Origin of the sequence: Chitinophaga tropicalis, from assembly GCF_009758205.1 — a bacterium.
Taxonomy (GTDB): domain Bacteria; phylum Bacteroidota; class Bacteroidia; order Chitinophagales; family Chitinophagaceae; genus Chitinophaga; species Chitinophaga tropicalis.
The window spans coordinates 317,335-332,638 of the sequence record NZ_WRXN01000007.1 but is presented as its reverse complement, the minus strand read 5'-3'; the positions used below and the strand labels follow the sequence as shown (position 1 = coordinate 332,638).

13 protein-coding genes are annotated in these 15,304 nt (G+C 48.0%); 7 read left to right on the top strand and 6 right to left on the bottom strand.

Going from position 1 to position 15,304, the window contains the following annotated elements:
* Nucleotides 1-17 precede the first annotated feature (17 nt).
* From GO493_RS17960 to GO493_RS17935, 6 genes are all read left to right on the top strand, one after another.
* The gene (locus GO493_RS17960; protein ID WP_157307600.1) at nucleotides 18-1,190 is read left to right on the top strand and encodes a pyridoxal phosphate-dependent aminotransferase; all 1,173 of its coding nucleotides are present in this window, start codon (nucleotides 18-20) and stop codon (nucleotides 1,188-1,190) included.
* Nucleotides 1,187-2,032 (top strand): prephenate dehydrogenase, encoded by an 846-nt coding sequence (locus tag GO493_RS17955; RefSeq protein ID WP_157307599.1) that lies wholly within the window; start codon nucleotides 1,187-1,189, stop codon nucleotides 2,030-2,032. Before GO493_RS17960 ends, GO493_RS17955 begins: the two co-directional genes overlap by 4 nt.
* A 128-nt stretch (nucleotides 2,033-2,160) precedes the next feature.
* Complete coding sequence (locus tag GO493_RS17950; protein WP_157307598.1) at nucleotides 2,161-3,252, top strand: chorismate mutase; 1,092 nt, start codon at nucleotides 2,161-2,163, stop codon at nucleotides 3,250-3,252.
* 15 nt (nucleotides 3,253-3,267) lie between these two features.
* On the top strand, nucleotides 3,268-4,293 hold the full coding sequence (gene aroB, locus GO493_RS17945; RefSeq protein ID WP_157307597.1) for a 3-dehydroquinate synthase: 1,026 nt from the start codon (nucleotides 3,268-3,270) through the stop codon (nucleotides 4,291-4,293).
* A gap of 12 nt (nucleotides 4,294-4,305) precedes the next feature.
* Nucleotides 4,306-5,586 (top strand): 3-phosphoshikimate 1-carboxyvinyltransferase, encoded by a 1,281-nt coding sequence (aroA, locus tag GO493_RS17940; RefSeq protein WP_157307596.1) that lies wholly within the window; start codon nucleotides 4,306-4,308, stop codon nucleotides 5,584-5,586.
* A gap of 15 nt (nucleotides 5,587-5,601) precedes the next feature.
* Nucleotides 5,602-6,597, top strand: coding sequence for a chorismate synthase (locus GO493_RS17935; protein ID WP_157307595.1), 996 nt, complete (start codon nucleotides 5,602-5,604; stop codon nucleotides 6,595-6,597).
* A gap of 33 nt (nucleotides 6,598-6,630) precedes the next feature.
* On the opposite strand, the gene GO493_RS31270 is transcribed toward GO493_RS17935, so the two are convergent.
* The 5 genes from GO493_RS31270 to gcvP form a co-directional block, all read right to left on the bottom strand.
* Nucleotides 6,631-7,353: an FKBP-type peptidyl-prolyl cis-trans isomerase gene (locus tag GO493_RS31270; protein WP_157307594.1), complete on the bottom strand. Its 723-nt coding sequence runs from the start codon at nucleotides 7,351-7,353 to the stop codon at nucleotides 6,631-6,633.
* A gap of 28 nt (nucleotides 7,354-7,381) precedes the next feature.
* Nucleotides 7,382-9,277: a CocE/NonD family hydrolase gene (locus GO493_RS17925; protein WP_157307593.1), complete on the bottom strand. Its 1,896-nt coding sequence runs from the start codon at nucleotides 9,275-9,277 to the stop codon at nucleotides 7,382-7,384.
* Nucleotides 9,278-9,300: 23 nt separating this feature from the next.
* Complete coding sequence (locus GO493_RS17920; protein ID WP_157307592.1) at nucleotides 9,301-9,651, bottom strand: MmcQ/YjbR family DNA-binding protein; 351 nt, start codon at nucleotides 9,649-9,651, stop codon at nucleotides 9,301-9,303.
* A gap of 114 nt (nucleotides 9,652-9,765) precedes the next feature.
* Nucleotides 9,766-10,284 carry a hypothetical protein gene (locus tag GO493_RS17915; protein WP_157307591.1) on the bottom strand — a complete coding sequence of 173 codons (519 nt, stop codon included), beginning with the start codon at nucleotides 10,282-10,284 and terminating at the stop codon, nucleotides 9,766-9,768.
* Nucleotides 10,285-10,471: 187 nt separating this feature from the next.
* Nucleotides 10,472-13,342, bottom strand: coding sequence for an aminomethyl-transferring glycine dehydrogenase (gcvP, locus tag GO493_RS17910; protein WP_157307590.1), 2,871 nt, complete (start codon nucleotides 13,340-13,342; stop codon nucleotides 10,472-10,474).
* A gap of 176 nt (nucleotides 13,343-13,518) precedes the next feature.
* Here gcvP and GO493_RS17905 point away from each other — a divergent pair, with 176 nt between their 5' ends.
* Nucleotides 13,519-14,013 (top strand): YkgJ family cysteine cluster protein, encoded by a 495-nt coding sequence (locus GO493_RS17905; protein WP_157307589.1) that lies wholly within the window; start codon nucleotides 13,519-13,521, stop codon nucleotides 14,011-14,013.
* On the opposite strand, the gene GO493_RS17900 is transcribed toward GO493_RS17905, so the two are convergent.
* Nucleotides 14,014-15,273 carry an MFS transporter gene (locus GO493_RS17900; protein ID WP_317165438.1) on the bottom strand — a complete coding sequence of 420 codons (1,260 nt, stop codon included), beginning with the start codon at nucleotides 15,271-15,273 and terminating at the stop codon, nucleotides 14,014-14,016.
* Nucleotides 15,274-15,304: the final 31 nt, after the last annotated feature.

The following is a 15,304-nucleotide window of genomic DNA, read 5'->3' as shown; positions in this document are numbered from 1 at the left end:
CAGAACAAACAAGCATTATGAACTTACAGGTAGCAAAAAGGTTGCAGCAAACGGAAGAATATTATTTCTCCAGGAAACTCAGGGAAATAGATGAGATGAACAAGGCAGGCGCCAAAGTGATTAACCTAGGTATAGGTAGTCCGGACCTTCCTCCACATCCTTCTGTAATAGCAACGCTGCATGAATATGCACAGAAGCCCGATACGCACGCTTACCAGGGCTATAAAGGCATTCCTGCGCTGCGCAAGGCAATGGCGGACTGGTATCAGCGTTTCTACGGTGTAACGTTTGACCCTGAGAAAGAGGTGCTGCCTCTGATCGGCTCTAAAGAAGGGATTATGCACATCTGTATGACCTACCTGCAGGAAGGAGATGAGGCGCTGGTGCCTAACCCCGGTTATCCTACCTACCGTTCTGCCGTGAACCTGAGTGGTGCTACGGTAGTAGATTACAACCTGGAGGAAAAGAATGGCTGGCTGCCTGACCTGGATGCGCTGGCAAAAAGAGATCTCAGCAAAGTGAAGCTGATGTGGGTGAATTATCCGCATATGCCAACAGGCGCAAGTTTTAATGAGGAATTTGCAAAGAAGCTGGTGCAGTTTGCACAGCAGCATAACATACTGATCTGCCATGATAATCCTTACAGCTTTATCCTGAACAAACAGCCTCAAAGTCTGCTGCAAACGCCAGGGGCAAGGGAAGTGGTGCTGGAATTGAACTCCCTCAGTAAATCTTCCAATATGGCCGGCTGGCGTGTAGGTATGCTGGTGGGTAAACAGGAATGGATCAACGAAGTACTGCGTTTCAAAAGCAATATAGACTCTGGTATGTTCCAGCCGCTGCAGATGGCGGCAGTGAAAGCGCTGGAGCTGGGCCCTGAATGGTATGCTGAACTGAACGGTATCTATGAAGGCCGCCGTAAGAAAGTATTTGAGCTGCTGTCATTGCTCAACTGTTCTTTCGATACTAACCAGGTGGGCCTGTTTGTGTGGGCAAAGATACCTGCAGGTGTAAAGGACGGTTTTGAACTGACAGACCAGATATTACAGCAGGCGCAGGTATTTATCACCCCGGGCGGTATATTTGGCAGCAACGGTAACGGTTATATCAGGGTGAGCCTCTGTAAGGACGAAAAAGTATTTGATGAAGTGCTGGAAAGGATAAAAACAAAATTTAAGCAGCAGTCATGATAGCAACGATAGTAGGAACAGGTTTAATAGGAGGATCGCTGGCCATCAGCCTGAAAGAGAAAGGTGTGGCCAACTGGATAATAGGCGTGGACCAGAGTGCTGAGAACCTGCGCAAGGCGCAGGAACTGAAGATCATTGACGAAGGAGCAGTATCCATAGAAGATGCCATGCAACGTTCCCAGCTTATCATACTGGCCATTCCTGTAGACGGGCTGCTGAAAGTACTGCCTTCCATATTAGATAAAGCCGGACCGCAACATGTGATCATGGATGTAGGTTCTACAAAGGAAAAGATATTACAACTCGTTGCCGGTCATTCTAAAAGAGGGCGCTTTGTAGCTGCCCACCCGATGGCCGGCACGGAGTATTCCGGGCCTGAGGCTGCTATAAAGAACCTTTTCACACAAAAGACTATGGTGCTTTGTGATGTGAAGAACAGCGCAGAGGATGCACTGGAAATAGTAGAGGATATGGTAGACAAACTACAGATGCGTCTCGTATATATGAATGCGGAGGAGCATGATCTGCATACGGCTTATGTATCGCATATCTCCCATATCACCTCTTTTGCGCTGGCGCTTACGGTGCTGGAGAAGGAGAAGGAGCAGGGGCGCATCTTTGAACTGGCCAGCGGTGGTTTTGAGTCTACCGTAAGGCTGGCAAAAAGCTCCCCCGATATGTGGGTGCCTATCTTCAAGCATAACCGCAACAATGTGCTGGATGTGCTGGAAGAACATATTCACCAGCTGGAGCAGATGAAACAGCTGCTGGAAAAAGAAGATTACGAAACATTCTATAAACTGATCCAGAAATCAAACAAGATCAGGAAGATATTAAAGTAAACAGACCATAGGCCATTTGTCTTTCTGCCGCAGGGCATTACCGGAAATGACAGGGTTTATACAGATAAAACAAATAAATTCAATCATTGGACTATGGACGAGCGTCTATGGTCTGCAAAGCATCAACGATGGAACAGATTCTCGCAAAAACAAAATTCTCTGATCCGGCTTCAGATAAAAAGCCGCTGATCATTTCAGGTCCCTGCAGTGCAGAAACCGAAGAACAGGTACTGGCAACAGCCCAGAGGCTGGCTGCTACCGGCAAAGTAGACGTATTACGTGCCGGTATCTGGAAGCCCCGTACCCGTCCGGGTTCTTTTGAAGGCATTGGTGTAACCGGCCTGCCCTGGTTGCAGAAGGCAAAAGCGCTGACCGGCTTGCCAGTTGCGGTGGAAGTAGCTACCGGCAAGCAGGTGGAAGAAGCCCTGGCACATGATGTAGACATCCTGTGGGTAGGCGCCCGTACTACTGTAAACCCTTTCTCTGTTCAGGAAGTTGCTGATGCCCTGAAAGGTGTTAATACTACAGTACTGATCAAAAACCCGATCAACCCTGACCTGGAACTGTGGATAGGTGCAGTTGAGCGTGTGCGTAACGCCGGTATCACCAAATTAGGCCTGATCCATCGTGGTTTCTCCAGCTATGGCAATACTGAATTCCGTAATGCTCCTATGTGGCACCTGCCTATAGAAATGAAGCGCCGTATGCCTGAGCTGCCTATCATCTGTGATCCAAGCCATATCTGCGGCCGCCGCGATACCCTGCTGGAAGTAGCACAGGAAGCGGTAGACCTGGATTACGATGGTCTGATGCTGGAATCGCACATTGATCCGGATAACGCATGGAGCGATGCCAAACAGCAGGTAACTCCTGAGAGGCTGGCTGAATTACTGGGCAGCATCACCTGGCGTCATGAGCGTACAGACCAGAAGGAATTCAACTCAGCGCTGGACAAGCTTCGCGGACAGATCAACCAGATAGATGATGAGATCCTGCTGCTGCTGGGCAACCGTATGAAGATTGCAGAAAAGATAGGTCTTTACAAGAAAGAGAATAACGTAACCATCCTGCAGACAAACCGCTGGAACCAGATACTGGAGCGTGGTCTTGCCAAAGGTGAGAAACTGGGTCTGACCAAAGATTTCATCCTGAAATACTTTGATGCTGTGCACCTGGAATCCATCAACAGGCAGAACAGAGTGATGAACGAAGGAAAATAAGACACAATACAGAATATGAGAACGTTATCTTACCAGTTCCAGCATAGTAGCACCAAATACTATCTGGGAGAAAGCCTTTCGCAGCTGGGCAATTATGCTGATCCATCCAGGGCCGTGCTGGTGCTGGATGAGAATGTGGAAAAACATCACGGGCATAAGTTGCCGGGCTGGAGAAAACTGGTGATCCCGGATGGAGAAGAGAACAAGAACCAGGAGATCCTGGAGCAGATCATCAATGGCCTGATAGAACTGGAGGCAGACCGTAAAACCATGCTGATAGGCATTGGGGGCGGTGTGATCAGCGACCTGACAGGTTATGCTGCCAGTATCTACATGCGGGGAATGCCTGTAGGTTTTGTTCCCAGTACTTTGCTGGCACAGGTGGATGCGTCTATAGGCGGAAAGAACGGTATCAACCATGGTAAGCATAAGAACATGCTGGGTACCATCAGGCAGCCGGAGTTTATCCTGTTTGACTATTCCCTGCCGCTTACTATGCCGGCAGAGGAATGGCATAATGGTTTCGCTGAGATCATCAAATATGCCTGTATACTGGAAGACAGCCTGTTCACCTACCTGGAAGAGAACCGTGACAAAGCCATGCAGCGGGATGTATCGGTACTGGAATACCTGGTGGAACGTTCTGTAGAACTGAAGACCAAAGTAGTACTGGAGGATGAGTTTGAGAACGGCTCACGCCGCTGGCTCAATTTCGGCCATACACTGGGGCATGCTGTGGAAAAACTGGAAAAAATCGCACATGGTAAAGCAGTGGCCATAGGAATGGTAGCTGCGGCAAAGATCTCGGAAAAGCTGTCCGGGCTGCCGGTAGAGCAGACCAACCGCCTGATCCGCCTGATCAATGATTACCAGTTGCCGGTTACGCTTGCCTTCAACAAAGAAGAAGTGTTTAATATCTTCAAACTGGACAAAAAGCGGGAAAAGGATGTTATTCACTTTGTGCTGCTGGAAAAGATAGGCACCGCGCTTACGAAAGCAGTACCTATTACAGAACTGAAGCAATTGCTGGAGGAACTATAAACCAATCTTATTATGCAGGTAACAATATCTCCCGGCGCCATTAACGGCACCGTTACTGCCAACCCATCCAAAAGTGCCATGCAGCGTGCGGTAGCAGCTGCATTGCTGAGCAAAGGCACCAGTATTATCCGTAATCCGGGTCTCAGCAATGACTGCCTGGCTGCCCTGGATGTTGCGCAGAAACTTGGCGCCATTATCAATCGTACAGAAGATCATATTGAAATAACCGGTAACGGCTCAAAGCTGAACCCCGAGAAAGAGATCAACTGTGGAGAGTCCGGCCTCGGTATCCGTATGTTTACGCCAGTGGCGGCACTGTCGGAGCAGTCTATCACTATCAACGGACATGGCAGCCTCACAGTACGCCCTATGAACTTCTTTGAAGAAGTGCTTCCGCAGCTGGACATAAAGATCAGCTCCCGGGAAGGTAAACTGCCCCTGAACATACAGGGACCGTTGCATCCGAAGAATATTACAATAGACGGTTCTCTCAGCTCCCAGTTCCTGACGGGCCTGCTCATGGCTTATGGAGCTGTTGCTGAAGATGTGACCATCACTGTAAAAGACCTTAAGAGCAAGCCTTACATTGCGCTTACCTTACAGCTGATGGAACAGTTTGGCATCAAGGTGAAGGAAGAGAACTTTGAGAAATTTTACTTTGGTAAACGCCAGCAGTATAAGGCAGGTGAGTATACTGTAGAGGGAGACTGGAGCGGAGCCGCGTTCCTGCTGGTAGCAGCCGCAGTGGCAGGTAAAGCAGAAGTGCATCATCTCAATACACAATCCGCACAGTCAGATAAAGCTATACTGGAAGCGCTGGAAAAAGCAGGTGCTGGCCTGTTACCAGGTATGTTTACAGTGATAGTGGAAAAGAATAAACTGCAGGCGTTTGATTTCGATGCTACTGATTGTCCTGACCTGTTTCCTCCGCTGGTAGCCCTGGCTGCCAACTGTGAAGGCACTACCAAGATACTTGGGGTGAACAGGCTGGCACATAAGGAAAGTGACCGTGGTAAAACACTGCAGCAGGAATTTGGTAAAATGGGTATAGCTATTGATCTGCATGGTGATGAGATGCTGGTGCACGGTGGTACGGGCATTAAAGGCACTACTGTAAGCTCACATAACGACCACCGTATAGCAATGGCCTGTGCAGTAGCAGCACTTACTGCAGATGCACCGGTAATAGTGGAAGATGCAGAAGCAATTAACAAGTCCTATCCTGAATTTTTTGAACATTTGCAGAAGATAGGTGGTATCGTGAAAAAAGAAGAAACGAGCCTTACTCATTAATAAATCTGAAACGTAATGAACAGCTTTGGTAGATTATTCCGGGTGAATGTTTTTGGAGAATCGCACGGCGCCAGTGTGGGCGTGAATATAGATGGCGTACCTGCCGGTATTCCGCTTGCACAGGAAGACTTCCTGCCGGACCTGGAACGCCGTAAGGCAGGTGCCAAAGGAACAACTCCCCGTAAAGAAGAAGATCTGCCTTTTATTAAGTCAGGCGTATTCAACGACCGCACTACAGGTGCTCCTATCACGATATTGTTTGAGAACAATAATACCCGCAGTACTGACTATGAGAAACTGCGTGAATTTCCCCGTCCTGGTCATGCTGATTTTGTAGCTACCCACAAATATGGTGGTTTTGAAGACTACCGTGGCGGCGGGCATTTCAGCGGCAGGCTTACCCTCAACCTGGTGGCTGCCGGTGTAATAGCCAAGAAGATACTGGGAGAGAATATTACAGTGAAAGCCACTCTTAAAGAGGTAGGCGGCATACCTGATGCAGAGAAAGGGCTGGAAGCAGCTATTGCTGCCAAGGATTCTGTAGGCGGTATCGTGGAATGTGTAGTGGAAGGATTGCCTATCGGACTGGGAGAGCCTTTCTTCGATTCAGTGGAGTCTACTATTGCACATGCCGTATTCTCTATTCCTGCTATTAAAGGCATTGAATTTGGCGCTGGCTTTGCAGCTGCACGTATGAAGGGAGTAGAGCACAATGACGCTATCCTGGACGCAAGTGGTAAGACTGCTACCAATAATGCCGGCGGAGTAGTGGGTGGTATCACCAATGGCAACCCGCTGGTGTTCCGTGTAGCGGTAAAACCTACTTCAAGCACACCGAAAGAACAGCATACATTAAATATAAAGAGCGGGGAAGTAGAGAGCTTCAGCGTGAAAGGACGTCATGATCTCTGTATTGCACTGAGGGTGCCTGTAGTCCTGGAAGCTGTGGCGGCGATGGCCCTGGCTGATTTTATGCTGATAGAACAGCGAAGCGAAAGAATTTATAAATAAAAAAAGGGTGGAGCATTGCTCCACCCTTTTTTGTTATTTCTCGATTGCGATCAGTTCTACTTCAAACACCAGTGCACTGTTAGGCCCGATCTTAGGACCGGCCTGACGTTCTCCGTAAGCCAGTTCTGAAGGGATGAACAGTTTCCATTTGGAGCCTACGGACATGAGCTGTAAAGCTTCTGTCCAGCCTTTAATAACACCACCCACAGGGAAGGAGATGGGCTGACCTCTTTCTACAGAACTGTCAAACACGGTACCATCTATCAGGGTGCCGTGATAATGTGTTTTCACTTTATCAGACAGTGTTGGTTTAGGACCGGTACCTTCTTTGATGACCTGGTACTGTAAACCGCTGGGCAGTGTTACCACGCCTGGTTTGGTTTTATTCTCTGCCAGGAACTGTTCTCCGGCAGCCTTATTTTTAGCCATTTTTTCAGCTTTGATCTGTTGTAAATAATCACTAACACTCATATTACCTTGTTCTTTAGTTATCAATAGTGCGGTATCGCCCTGCATAACCTGCTGTAATGCTTTGGTCAATGCCTGTACGTTGATGCTGTCAACCCCCTGTGCTTTCAACATGTTGCCAAATTCCTGGCCTATAGCATAACAAACCGTATCCAGTTTTGTTTGCAAAAGTGGCGCCGGTGCTACTGCTACATCTGGTGTTTTATCTTTTTTAGATTTCTTCTTTTGTGCATAACCCGGTAAAGTAGCTATGCCCAGTGCTCCAAGTAATAGGGCTTTTCTGATCATATAATGGTTTATTGGTCAAAGTTAGTAACTATTTGATTACCGGCAATTCTATGAGAGACGGATGTTGTGCGTCATGGTAGATGCGGATACCGGCTTTCCGGAAGTCTTTATCATCGCAATGATAGATATCTGTAAATACCTGTGGATTGCGGTCTACCAGCGGGAACCAGCTGCTCTGCACCTGTACCATGATCTTGTGGCCTTTTTTAAAGGTATGGGCTACATCCGGCAGGGAGAAAGACACATTGGTTGGCATATCTGGTGTGAAAGCTTCCGGTTTTTCAAAGCTGTTCCTGAACTTGCCCCGCATGATCTCTCCGCGTACCAGCATCTGGTAACCTCCCATCGGATAAGTGGAGGAAGGCACTCTGCGATGCTCGCTCGGAGCATCCTGTGTTTCATAACGGAAATCGTTCGGGAATACATCTATCAGCTTCACTACAAAATCTGCATCTGTACCACTTGTGCTTACTACCAGTTTAGCAAGCAGGGGGCCTGCCAGGGTTATATCTTCTGTGAGCGGTTGTGTTTCAAAGACAGCCACATCAGGACGGCGGGCGGCAAAACGCTGATCGTCCGTCATGTAATTAATGGTACGTTCTAAATGCACATCTTCTGTGTAAGGTACCGGTTTTGCAGGATCGCTTACATATTCTGTAAAGCTGTTGTTGTTCAATGGCCTGGTAAAATCCAGTTTACCATCTGCCTGCAGGTAGATGGGTTGTTGCTGTGTATTGGCAGGAGGCCACTGAGGCAGTTGTTTCCACTGGTTTTCACCAGTAAAGAAGATAGTAGCTTCTGCTATACCTTCTGCAGAGCCTTTGCCTTTGAGGTAGAAGTCGAAGAACGGATATTCTACATGTTCCTGGTACCATTCAGCCGTATTGCTGCCAAACTGCACATTGCCCAGGTGGGTACCGTCATGAGACGCCCATTGCCCATGATACCAGGGGCCCATTACCAGGCGGTTGTTGGCTTTAGGGCCTGACTGCTCTATAGCTTTATAGGTATTCCATGCCCCGAAGCAGTCTTCAGCGTCGAATACGCCTCCTACTTCCAGCATAGCGGGTTGTACATTGCTGAGATACTGGCGTACGCTGCGTGCTTTCCACCAGTTATCCAGGTTAGGATGAGAGACCAGGTCTTTCCAGAAAGCAATGCTATCGCCCATCAGCTTAGTAAAGTTCTTTATGGCGCCTGTTCTCAGGAAGAAGTCATAGTTATCAGCAGAATTAAAATTAAACGCAGAAGGGCCTATGGTGGTAGGTTTGGGACGGGGCTTGCCAAAGCTGGTATAAAAGGCAAAAGCGTCTGTCAGGAAGAATGCCCCGTTGTGGTGAAAGTCATCTCCAATGAACCAGTCTGTTACCGGCGCCTGGGGGCTTACAGCCTTGAGTGCCGGGTGACCGCTCAGTGCTGCCATGGTAGAATAGAAGCCCGGATAGGAAACACCAAATACGCCTACGCGGCCGTTGTTGTTTTCGAGGTTCTTCACCATCCAGTCTATAGTATCGTATGTATCGCTCGCTTCATCGATGTCCTGTTTGCCCTTTTTGTTGGGATTATAAGGGCGTACATCTACAAAGGTACCCTCACTCATCCAGCGTCCTCTTACGTCCTGTATCACGATAATATACCCTTCACGCAGGTACCTGTTGATGTAGGTCCTGTAGTAGGGCCGGAACTCATTCTCGCCGTAGGGTGCGCAGGAATAAGGGGTGCGGGTCATCAGGATGGGGTGTTTTTCTGATCTGTCTTTTGGAAGATAGACAGAGGTGAACAGTTTTACACCGTCACGCATGGGGATGTACACCTCTTTCTTGGTGTAGTTTTCCCGCATCCACAGAGAATCGGGGTTACCTGCTTTTGCGCAGGAAGTGTGTAATATCAGGCCGGTAATAAACAGCCATAACAGTTTTCTCATAAGCTTCTTTAACAGTTTAAATTTTATGATTGCAGGCTTTCCCTGACTTTTTTAGGCAGTGATTTCACTACCAGGTCATACGAGTCTTTGATCCACTGGTACAACAGTCTGTCGGGAATATTGGAATATATCTCAACGGTGTTCCAGTGTTTTTTGTTCATGTGGTAGCCGGGCTTAACTCCATCATAACGTTCACGTAATTCTACAGCGATCTCCGGATCACATTTCAGGTTAATGCTTTCAAATACGTCTACATGGGTGAGGGTGAACAGCTTTCCCATCACCTTGTATACCAGTATTTCTTCTCCGAAGGGGAATTCTTCCGTGACACCGGGAAGGGACAGGCAGTATTCCCTGAACTGTTCAATATTCATATTAATAATATTATAGTATGCGGGATACAATAATATAAAAAACGGGGCCAACCTCAAAGAGATTGGCCCCTGGTATAATAAAGGTTGATAGTTAACTACAGCCGATAAATATGGTTAAACTTTGTCTATAGCCAGTATTACGCGGGAATAGCGGCCATAGACGATCTTCACCTCCTCTCCGGACCTGAAATCTTCGAGTTTGCCCCGCATCCAGTAAAAGAGGCGTTTTCTTTTCCTGATACCTTCCTGTTTAACAATGAAGCTTGTCTGCATATCATTGTTTCCCTGGTAGATGGTTTCCAGTGGTACCTGGATCTGTCCTTTCTGTAATGCGGTAAGATCTTTTTTAATGGTAAAATAGCGGACGTCTGTTACTTTGATCAGTGCAAAGACCAGCACCAGTACAAAAGATAACAGCCATGTCCAGAACCAGGCATTTTTGTAGGAGAAGACAGATTGTTCAATTTCTTCTTCGCTCAATCTTCTTTTCAGGAAGAACTGAGGTAAAAAGGCGGCAATAAGTATTAAAGTGAGACCGATCAGGATGAATTTCATGATCTGCTTTTTGTTCTTTTTCAACGCATCCTGAAGAAGGAAGATCTCTTCAGTGGTCATAAAAGAGTAATCCTGCATAACTAATAAGGTTTTTCTATAAATTAAATATATGTAAAATATTATTAAATTGAATAATAGGTAATGTCATTTTAACGAAATATTATTATATATATTGTTAATGCGTTGAGGTTAATTTCAGGTGTTATAACAAACAAAAAGGGCGTATCAACAGATACGCCCTTTTTAACGGATTGAATATTATTGTTTAGGCCTCAGCTTCTGCGTAAGCACTTACGGGTTCGCAGGTGCAGATCAGGTTACGATCGCCGTGAGTATTGTTTACACGGCTGATGGAGGGCCAGAATTTATTCAGTTTTACATATTCCAGCGGGTAGGCGGCCTGCTGACGGGAGTATGGACGTGTCCATTCGTCTGCGGTAACGACAAATTGGGTATGTGGAGCATGTTTCAGGATATTGTTCTGTTTGTCTGCCTGGCCGTTCTCAATAGCGCTGATCTCTTCGCGGATGGAGAGTAACGCGTTACAGAAGCGGTCCAGTTCTTCCTTGTCTTCACTTTCTGTAGGCTCTATCATGATGGTGCCTGGTACAGGGAAGCTCAGGGTAGGAGCATGGAAGCCATAGTCCATCAGGCGTTTGGCCACATCTTCTGCTTCTACACCGACAGTAGCTTTGAGCGGGCGCAGGTCTACGATGAACTCGTGAGCGCAGGTGCCGTTGCTGCCGCTGTACAATATTTCATATGCTTTTTCCAGGCGCGCCTTCATATAATTGGCGTTCAGGATAGCAAATTCAGATGCTTTTTTCAGTCCTTCTGTGCCCAGCAGGCGGATATATGCGTAGGATATCAACAGGATGCTGGCGGAGCCATATGGTGCTGCGGATACTGCATTGCTCTGTGCTTTATTATCCAGGTTAACGTGTCCTGGAAGGAATGGAGCCAGGTGTTTAGCTACACAGATGGGGCCCATGCCGGGACCACCGCCACCGTGAGGAATAGCGAAGGTTTTGTGCAGGTTGAGGTGGCAAACGTCAGCGCCTATCAGGCCTGGAGCTGTTAAGCCTACCTGGGCGTTCATATTGGCGCCGTCCATATATACCTGTCCGCCATGAGCGTGTACAGTGCTGCAGATATCTTTTACGCTTTCTTCATAGATACCGTAAGTGGAAGGATAGGTGATCATGATACCGGCCAGCTTATCTGCATATTGTGCAGCTTTTGCTTTCAGGTCATCCACGTCAATATAGCCGTTCTCCAGCGCTTTCACCACTACTACCTTAAAGCCTGCCATTACAGCGGAAGCGGGGTTGGTACCGTGAGCGGAGATAGGTATCAGCATGATATTACGATGTCCTTCATTGCGGCTTTCATGATAGGCCTTTATTACGAGCAGACCGGCATATTCGCCTTGTGCACCACTATTGGGCTGCAGGCTGCAGGCGTCAAAAGCGGTGATCTGGCAGAGATAGTCGCTCAGTTCTTCTGTGATCTGGAGGTAACCGCGGGTCTGCTCTTTAGGTGCAAACGGGTGGATCTTGCTCCAGTGGCTCCAGCTCAGCGGGATCATTTCTGTTGCTGCATTCAGTTTCATGGTGCAGCTTCCCAGTGAGATCATGGAGGTATTCAGGGAAAGGTCTTTGTTTTCCAGCATTTTGATGTAACGCATCATCTCAGACTCGCTATGATGTGTGTTAAATACCGGGTGCAGCAGGTAAGGGGAGGTCCTTTCGAGGGCTGCCGGGATACCGGTAACTTTCAGTTCTGCGCTGTTGCTGTTCAGTTTGCCGGCGTCAAAGATGTTCAGCAGATCATTTACATCCTGGATGGTCACTGTTTCGTCCAGAGAGATGATGACACGGTTCACTTCAGGATAGAAGAGGTTAATGCCGGCACCTTCAGCTTTAGCTTTGATGGTGCTGCCTGCTTTTACTTTCACGTCCAGTGTATCGAAGAAGAAACCTGCGCCCAGTTCATAACCTTTTGCCCTGAGTTTTTCTGCCAGTGCATTGGTGAGTACGGCTACGCGGGTAGCGATGTTCTTCAGGCCTTTAGGACCGTGGTAAACGGCGTACATAGCTGCCATGTTGGCCAGCAGCGCCTGTGCAGTACATATATTGGAAGTAGCTTTCTCACGTTTGATGTGCTGCTCGCGTGTTTGCAGGGCCATACGCAGTGCGCGGTTGCCCTGTGCGTCTATGCTTACGCCGATGATACGGCCGGGGATGGAACGTTTGAAGTCGTCTTTCACTGCAAAGAAGGCAGCGTGAGGCCCGCCAAAGCCCAGCGGAACGCCGAAGCGTTGTGCGGAGCCCAGTGCAGCGTCAGCACCCAGTTCTCCGGGGGAGGTGAGCAATGTCAGTGCCAGCAGGTCTGTAGCCATTGCTACGTAAGCGCCGGCTGCATGTACCTGTTCAACAAAGCTGCGGTAATCTTCTACAGCACCCAGGCTGTTAGGATATTGTACCAATGCGCCAAAGTAAGTAGCGTCTATTTTGGCGGTGGCATAATCGCCTGTTACTATTTCAATGTTCAGCGGAGCTGCGCGGGTGTATACTACGTCTTTTGTTTGCGGGAAGATGTTCTGATCTACAAAGAATTTAGGACGGCTGAGGTTATCATGGTCTTTATTCAATGCGCTGAAGAACATGGCCATTGCTTCTGCGGCGGCGGTAGCCTCATCCAGCAGGGACGCGTTGGCAATAGGCAGACCTGTCAGGTCACTCACCATGGTTTGGAAGTTCAGCAGGCTTTCCAGGCGGCCCTGGGAAATCTCTGCCTGATAGGGAGTATACTGTGTATACCATCCGGGGTTTTCAAAGATATTACGCAGAATCACACTGGGTGTGATAGTGTCATAATATCCCTGCCCGATATACGTGCGGAATACATCATTTTTCAGAGACACTTCCTTCAGATGACGAAGGTAATCGCTCTCGCTCATGGCAGCAGGCACTGCCAGTGGCTTCGACATGCGGATAGCGCCAGGTACTGTTTTGCTAACCAGTTCTTCCAGGGAAGATACACCGATCGTGTCCAGCATATGACTTGTCTCAGCTTCATTTGGCCCAATGTGACGACCAACAAATTCATTCTGTTGTAAATCAAAAAGATTCATGACGTAAGCAGGTATGTTGAAAAGAATGTGCAAAGCTATATTGTTTTTATACAATGGCCAAACAGGCACAACCCTAGTAGAGAGTAGGGTGATAAAAGGGCGAAAAGGAGAAGTAAGGATTGTCATGCGATAGTCAGCCGGAAGTATAAAATGCTATTTCCTACCTTTGCATACAAATGGACGAATTACTTATTAACTGGCAGCAAAAGGCCAGGGAGCAGCAGAAAGCGAACAAACAATTCCTGCAGAAGCTGCAGACAAAGAGGGGCAGGGGAGTAGAAAAACTGTTGCCGGACCTGCATGAGGAGGCATTTACGCATGTAGACTGCCTGAAGTGTGCCGGTTGCTGTAAGACTATCAGTCCTCGTTTTAAAACCCCGGATATTAAACGCATTTCCAAATATCTGGGAATGAGAGAGTCTGTTTTCATTGAAACTTACCTTCACCTGGATGAAGATGGCGACTATGTTGTAAAAAGCAGTCCATGTCCTTTCCTGGGCGCAGACAACTATTGCAGCATTTATGAAGCCAGGCCGGGAGATTGCCATAACTATCCCTATACTGATAGCTATGAGTTCTTCAAACGTCCCAATACAACTTACCTCAACAGTACTATCTGTCCTGCTGTGTACTACGTCCTGGAAAGACTGAAGAAGGAAGTGAAGCTATAATCAGGGTTTCAGGTCCAGTTTACGCATGGCCGGGGAGATGATATAGGTGGTGATCACTACTCCCAGCGTTACACAGCCGCCAAAAACGACAGATGGCACCAGTCCCATTAAGCGGGCCATGAACCCGCTTTCAAATGCTCCCAGCTCATTGGAAGAACCTACAAACATTGAACTGACGGAGGCTACACGGCCCCGCATCTCGTCAGGAGTTTTGAGCTGCAGGATAGTTTGCCTGATGATCACGCTCACGCCATCCAGCACTCCGCTGAAGAAGAGGGCAAACAGGGAGAGGACATAATTTTTCGAGATACCGAATACAATGATGCACAGTCCAAACCCGAACACGGCCGATAAGAGCTTGATGCCTGGTTTATGCACCAGTGGTTTGTAGGCCAGGATGAACATGGTGAGGAGGGAGCCAACTGCTACAGAGGCCCTCAGGAAACCAAATTCCAGGGACCCTACATGCAGTACATCTGTAGCAAACACGGGCAGCATAGATACTGCTCCGCCAAACAGTACGGCAAACATGTCCAGTGCCAGTGCATTGAGCACTACCTTGGTGTTCCAGACAAAGCGTATACCTTTTGTGAGGCCTTCCAGAAAATCTTCGCCCTGAGGTTTATACAGGATGGGCTTGGGTTTGATCCGGATAAGGCTGTACAATGGAGGCAGAAAAAGGCCAACTACCAGCAGCATAGACCAGTGGATGCCCAGCAGATGGATGAAAAGTCCGCCGAGTGCAGGTCCGGCCATTCCGCCTATCTGCCAGGCACTGCTGGTCCAGGTAGAGGCGTTTGCATACATGCTTCTGGGTACTATCAGTGCCATTAGGGAGAAATTGGCGGGGCTGACAAATGCTCTGACCACACCTCCGCAGAATACCAGTGCATATACCATGTTCAGTACCAATTTAGTGGAAATACCGGCTACCATTTCATCCCAGGTAAGCAGGAACAGCCCGGTACCTATCAGGATATAAGCTATTGTGCAGAGTATCAGCAGATAGCGTTTTTCCCGCTTATCTACCAGGTGGCCTGCAAAAGGCGCCAGCAGTACTGCCGGGATCACTTCCGCCAGGCCTATGAGGCCTAAGTTAAAAGGATCATGTGTGAGCGCATTCACTTTCCACTCCACAATGGTGAATTGCATGGTCAGTGCAAATACAATTGCAAAACGGATAACAAGGTAGTAGTTGAATTCGGGTATGCGCAATGAAGCGTAAGGGTCGTTCTTGGTTGTAGTAGCCGGATTATCCACGCTGTCAGTTTTTTAAAGCCACTGCAAAAAT

Coding starts and splice junctions, on each gene's coding strand:
- aroA (WP_157307596.1), top strand. CDS start 4,306: ATGCAGGTAACAATATCTCCCGGCGCCATTAACGGCACCGTTACTGCC.
- GO493_RS17960 (WP_157307600.1), top strand. CDS start 18: ATGAACTTACAGGTAGCAAAAAGGTTGCAGCAAACGGAAGAATATTAT.
- GO493_RS17925 (WP_157307593.1), bottom strand. CDS start 9,277: ATGAGAAAACTGTTATGGCTGTTTATTACCGGCCTGATATTACACACT.
- aroB (WP_157307597.1), top strand. CDS start 3,268: ATGAGAACGTTATCTTACCAGTTCCAGCATAGTAGCACCAAATACTAT.
- GO493_RS17950 (WP_157307598.1), top strand. CDS start 2,161: ATGGAACAGATTCTCGCAAAAACAAAATTCTCTGATCCGGCTTCAGAT.
- GO493_RS17935 (WP_157307595.1), top strand. CDS start 5,602: ATGAACAGCTTTGGTAGATTATTCCGGGTGAATGTTTTTGGAGAATCG.
- GO493_RS17915 (WP_157307591.1), bottom strand. CDS start 10,284: ATGCAGGATTACTCTTTTATGACCACTGAAGAGATCTTCCTTCTTCAG.
- GO493_RS31270 (WP_157307594.1), bottom strand. CDS start 7,353: ATGATCAGAAAAGCCCTATTACTTGGAGCACTGGGCATAGCTACTTTA.
- GO493_RS17955 (WP_157307599.1), top strand. CDS start 1,187: ATGATAGCAACGATAGTAGGAACAGGTTTAATAGGAGGATCGCTGGCC.
- GO493_RS17905 (WP_157307589.1), top strand. CDS start 13,519: ATGGACGAATTACTTATTAACTGGCAGCAAAAGGCCAGGGAGCAGCAG.
- gcvP (WP_157307590.1), bottom strand. CDS start 13,342: ATGAATCTTTTTGATTTACAACAGAATGAATTTGTTGGTCGTCACATT.
- GO493_RS17920 (WP_157307592.1), bottom strand. CDS start 9,651: ATGAATATTGAACAGTTCAGGGAATACTGCCTGTCCCTTCCCGGTGTC.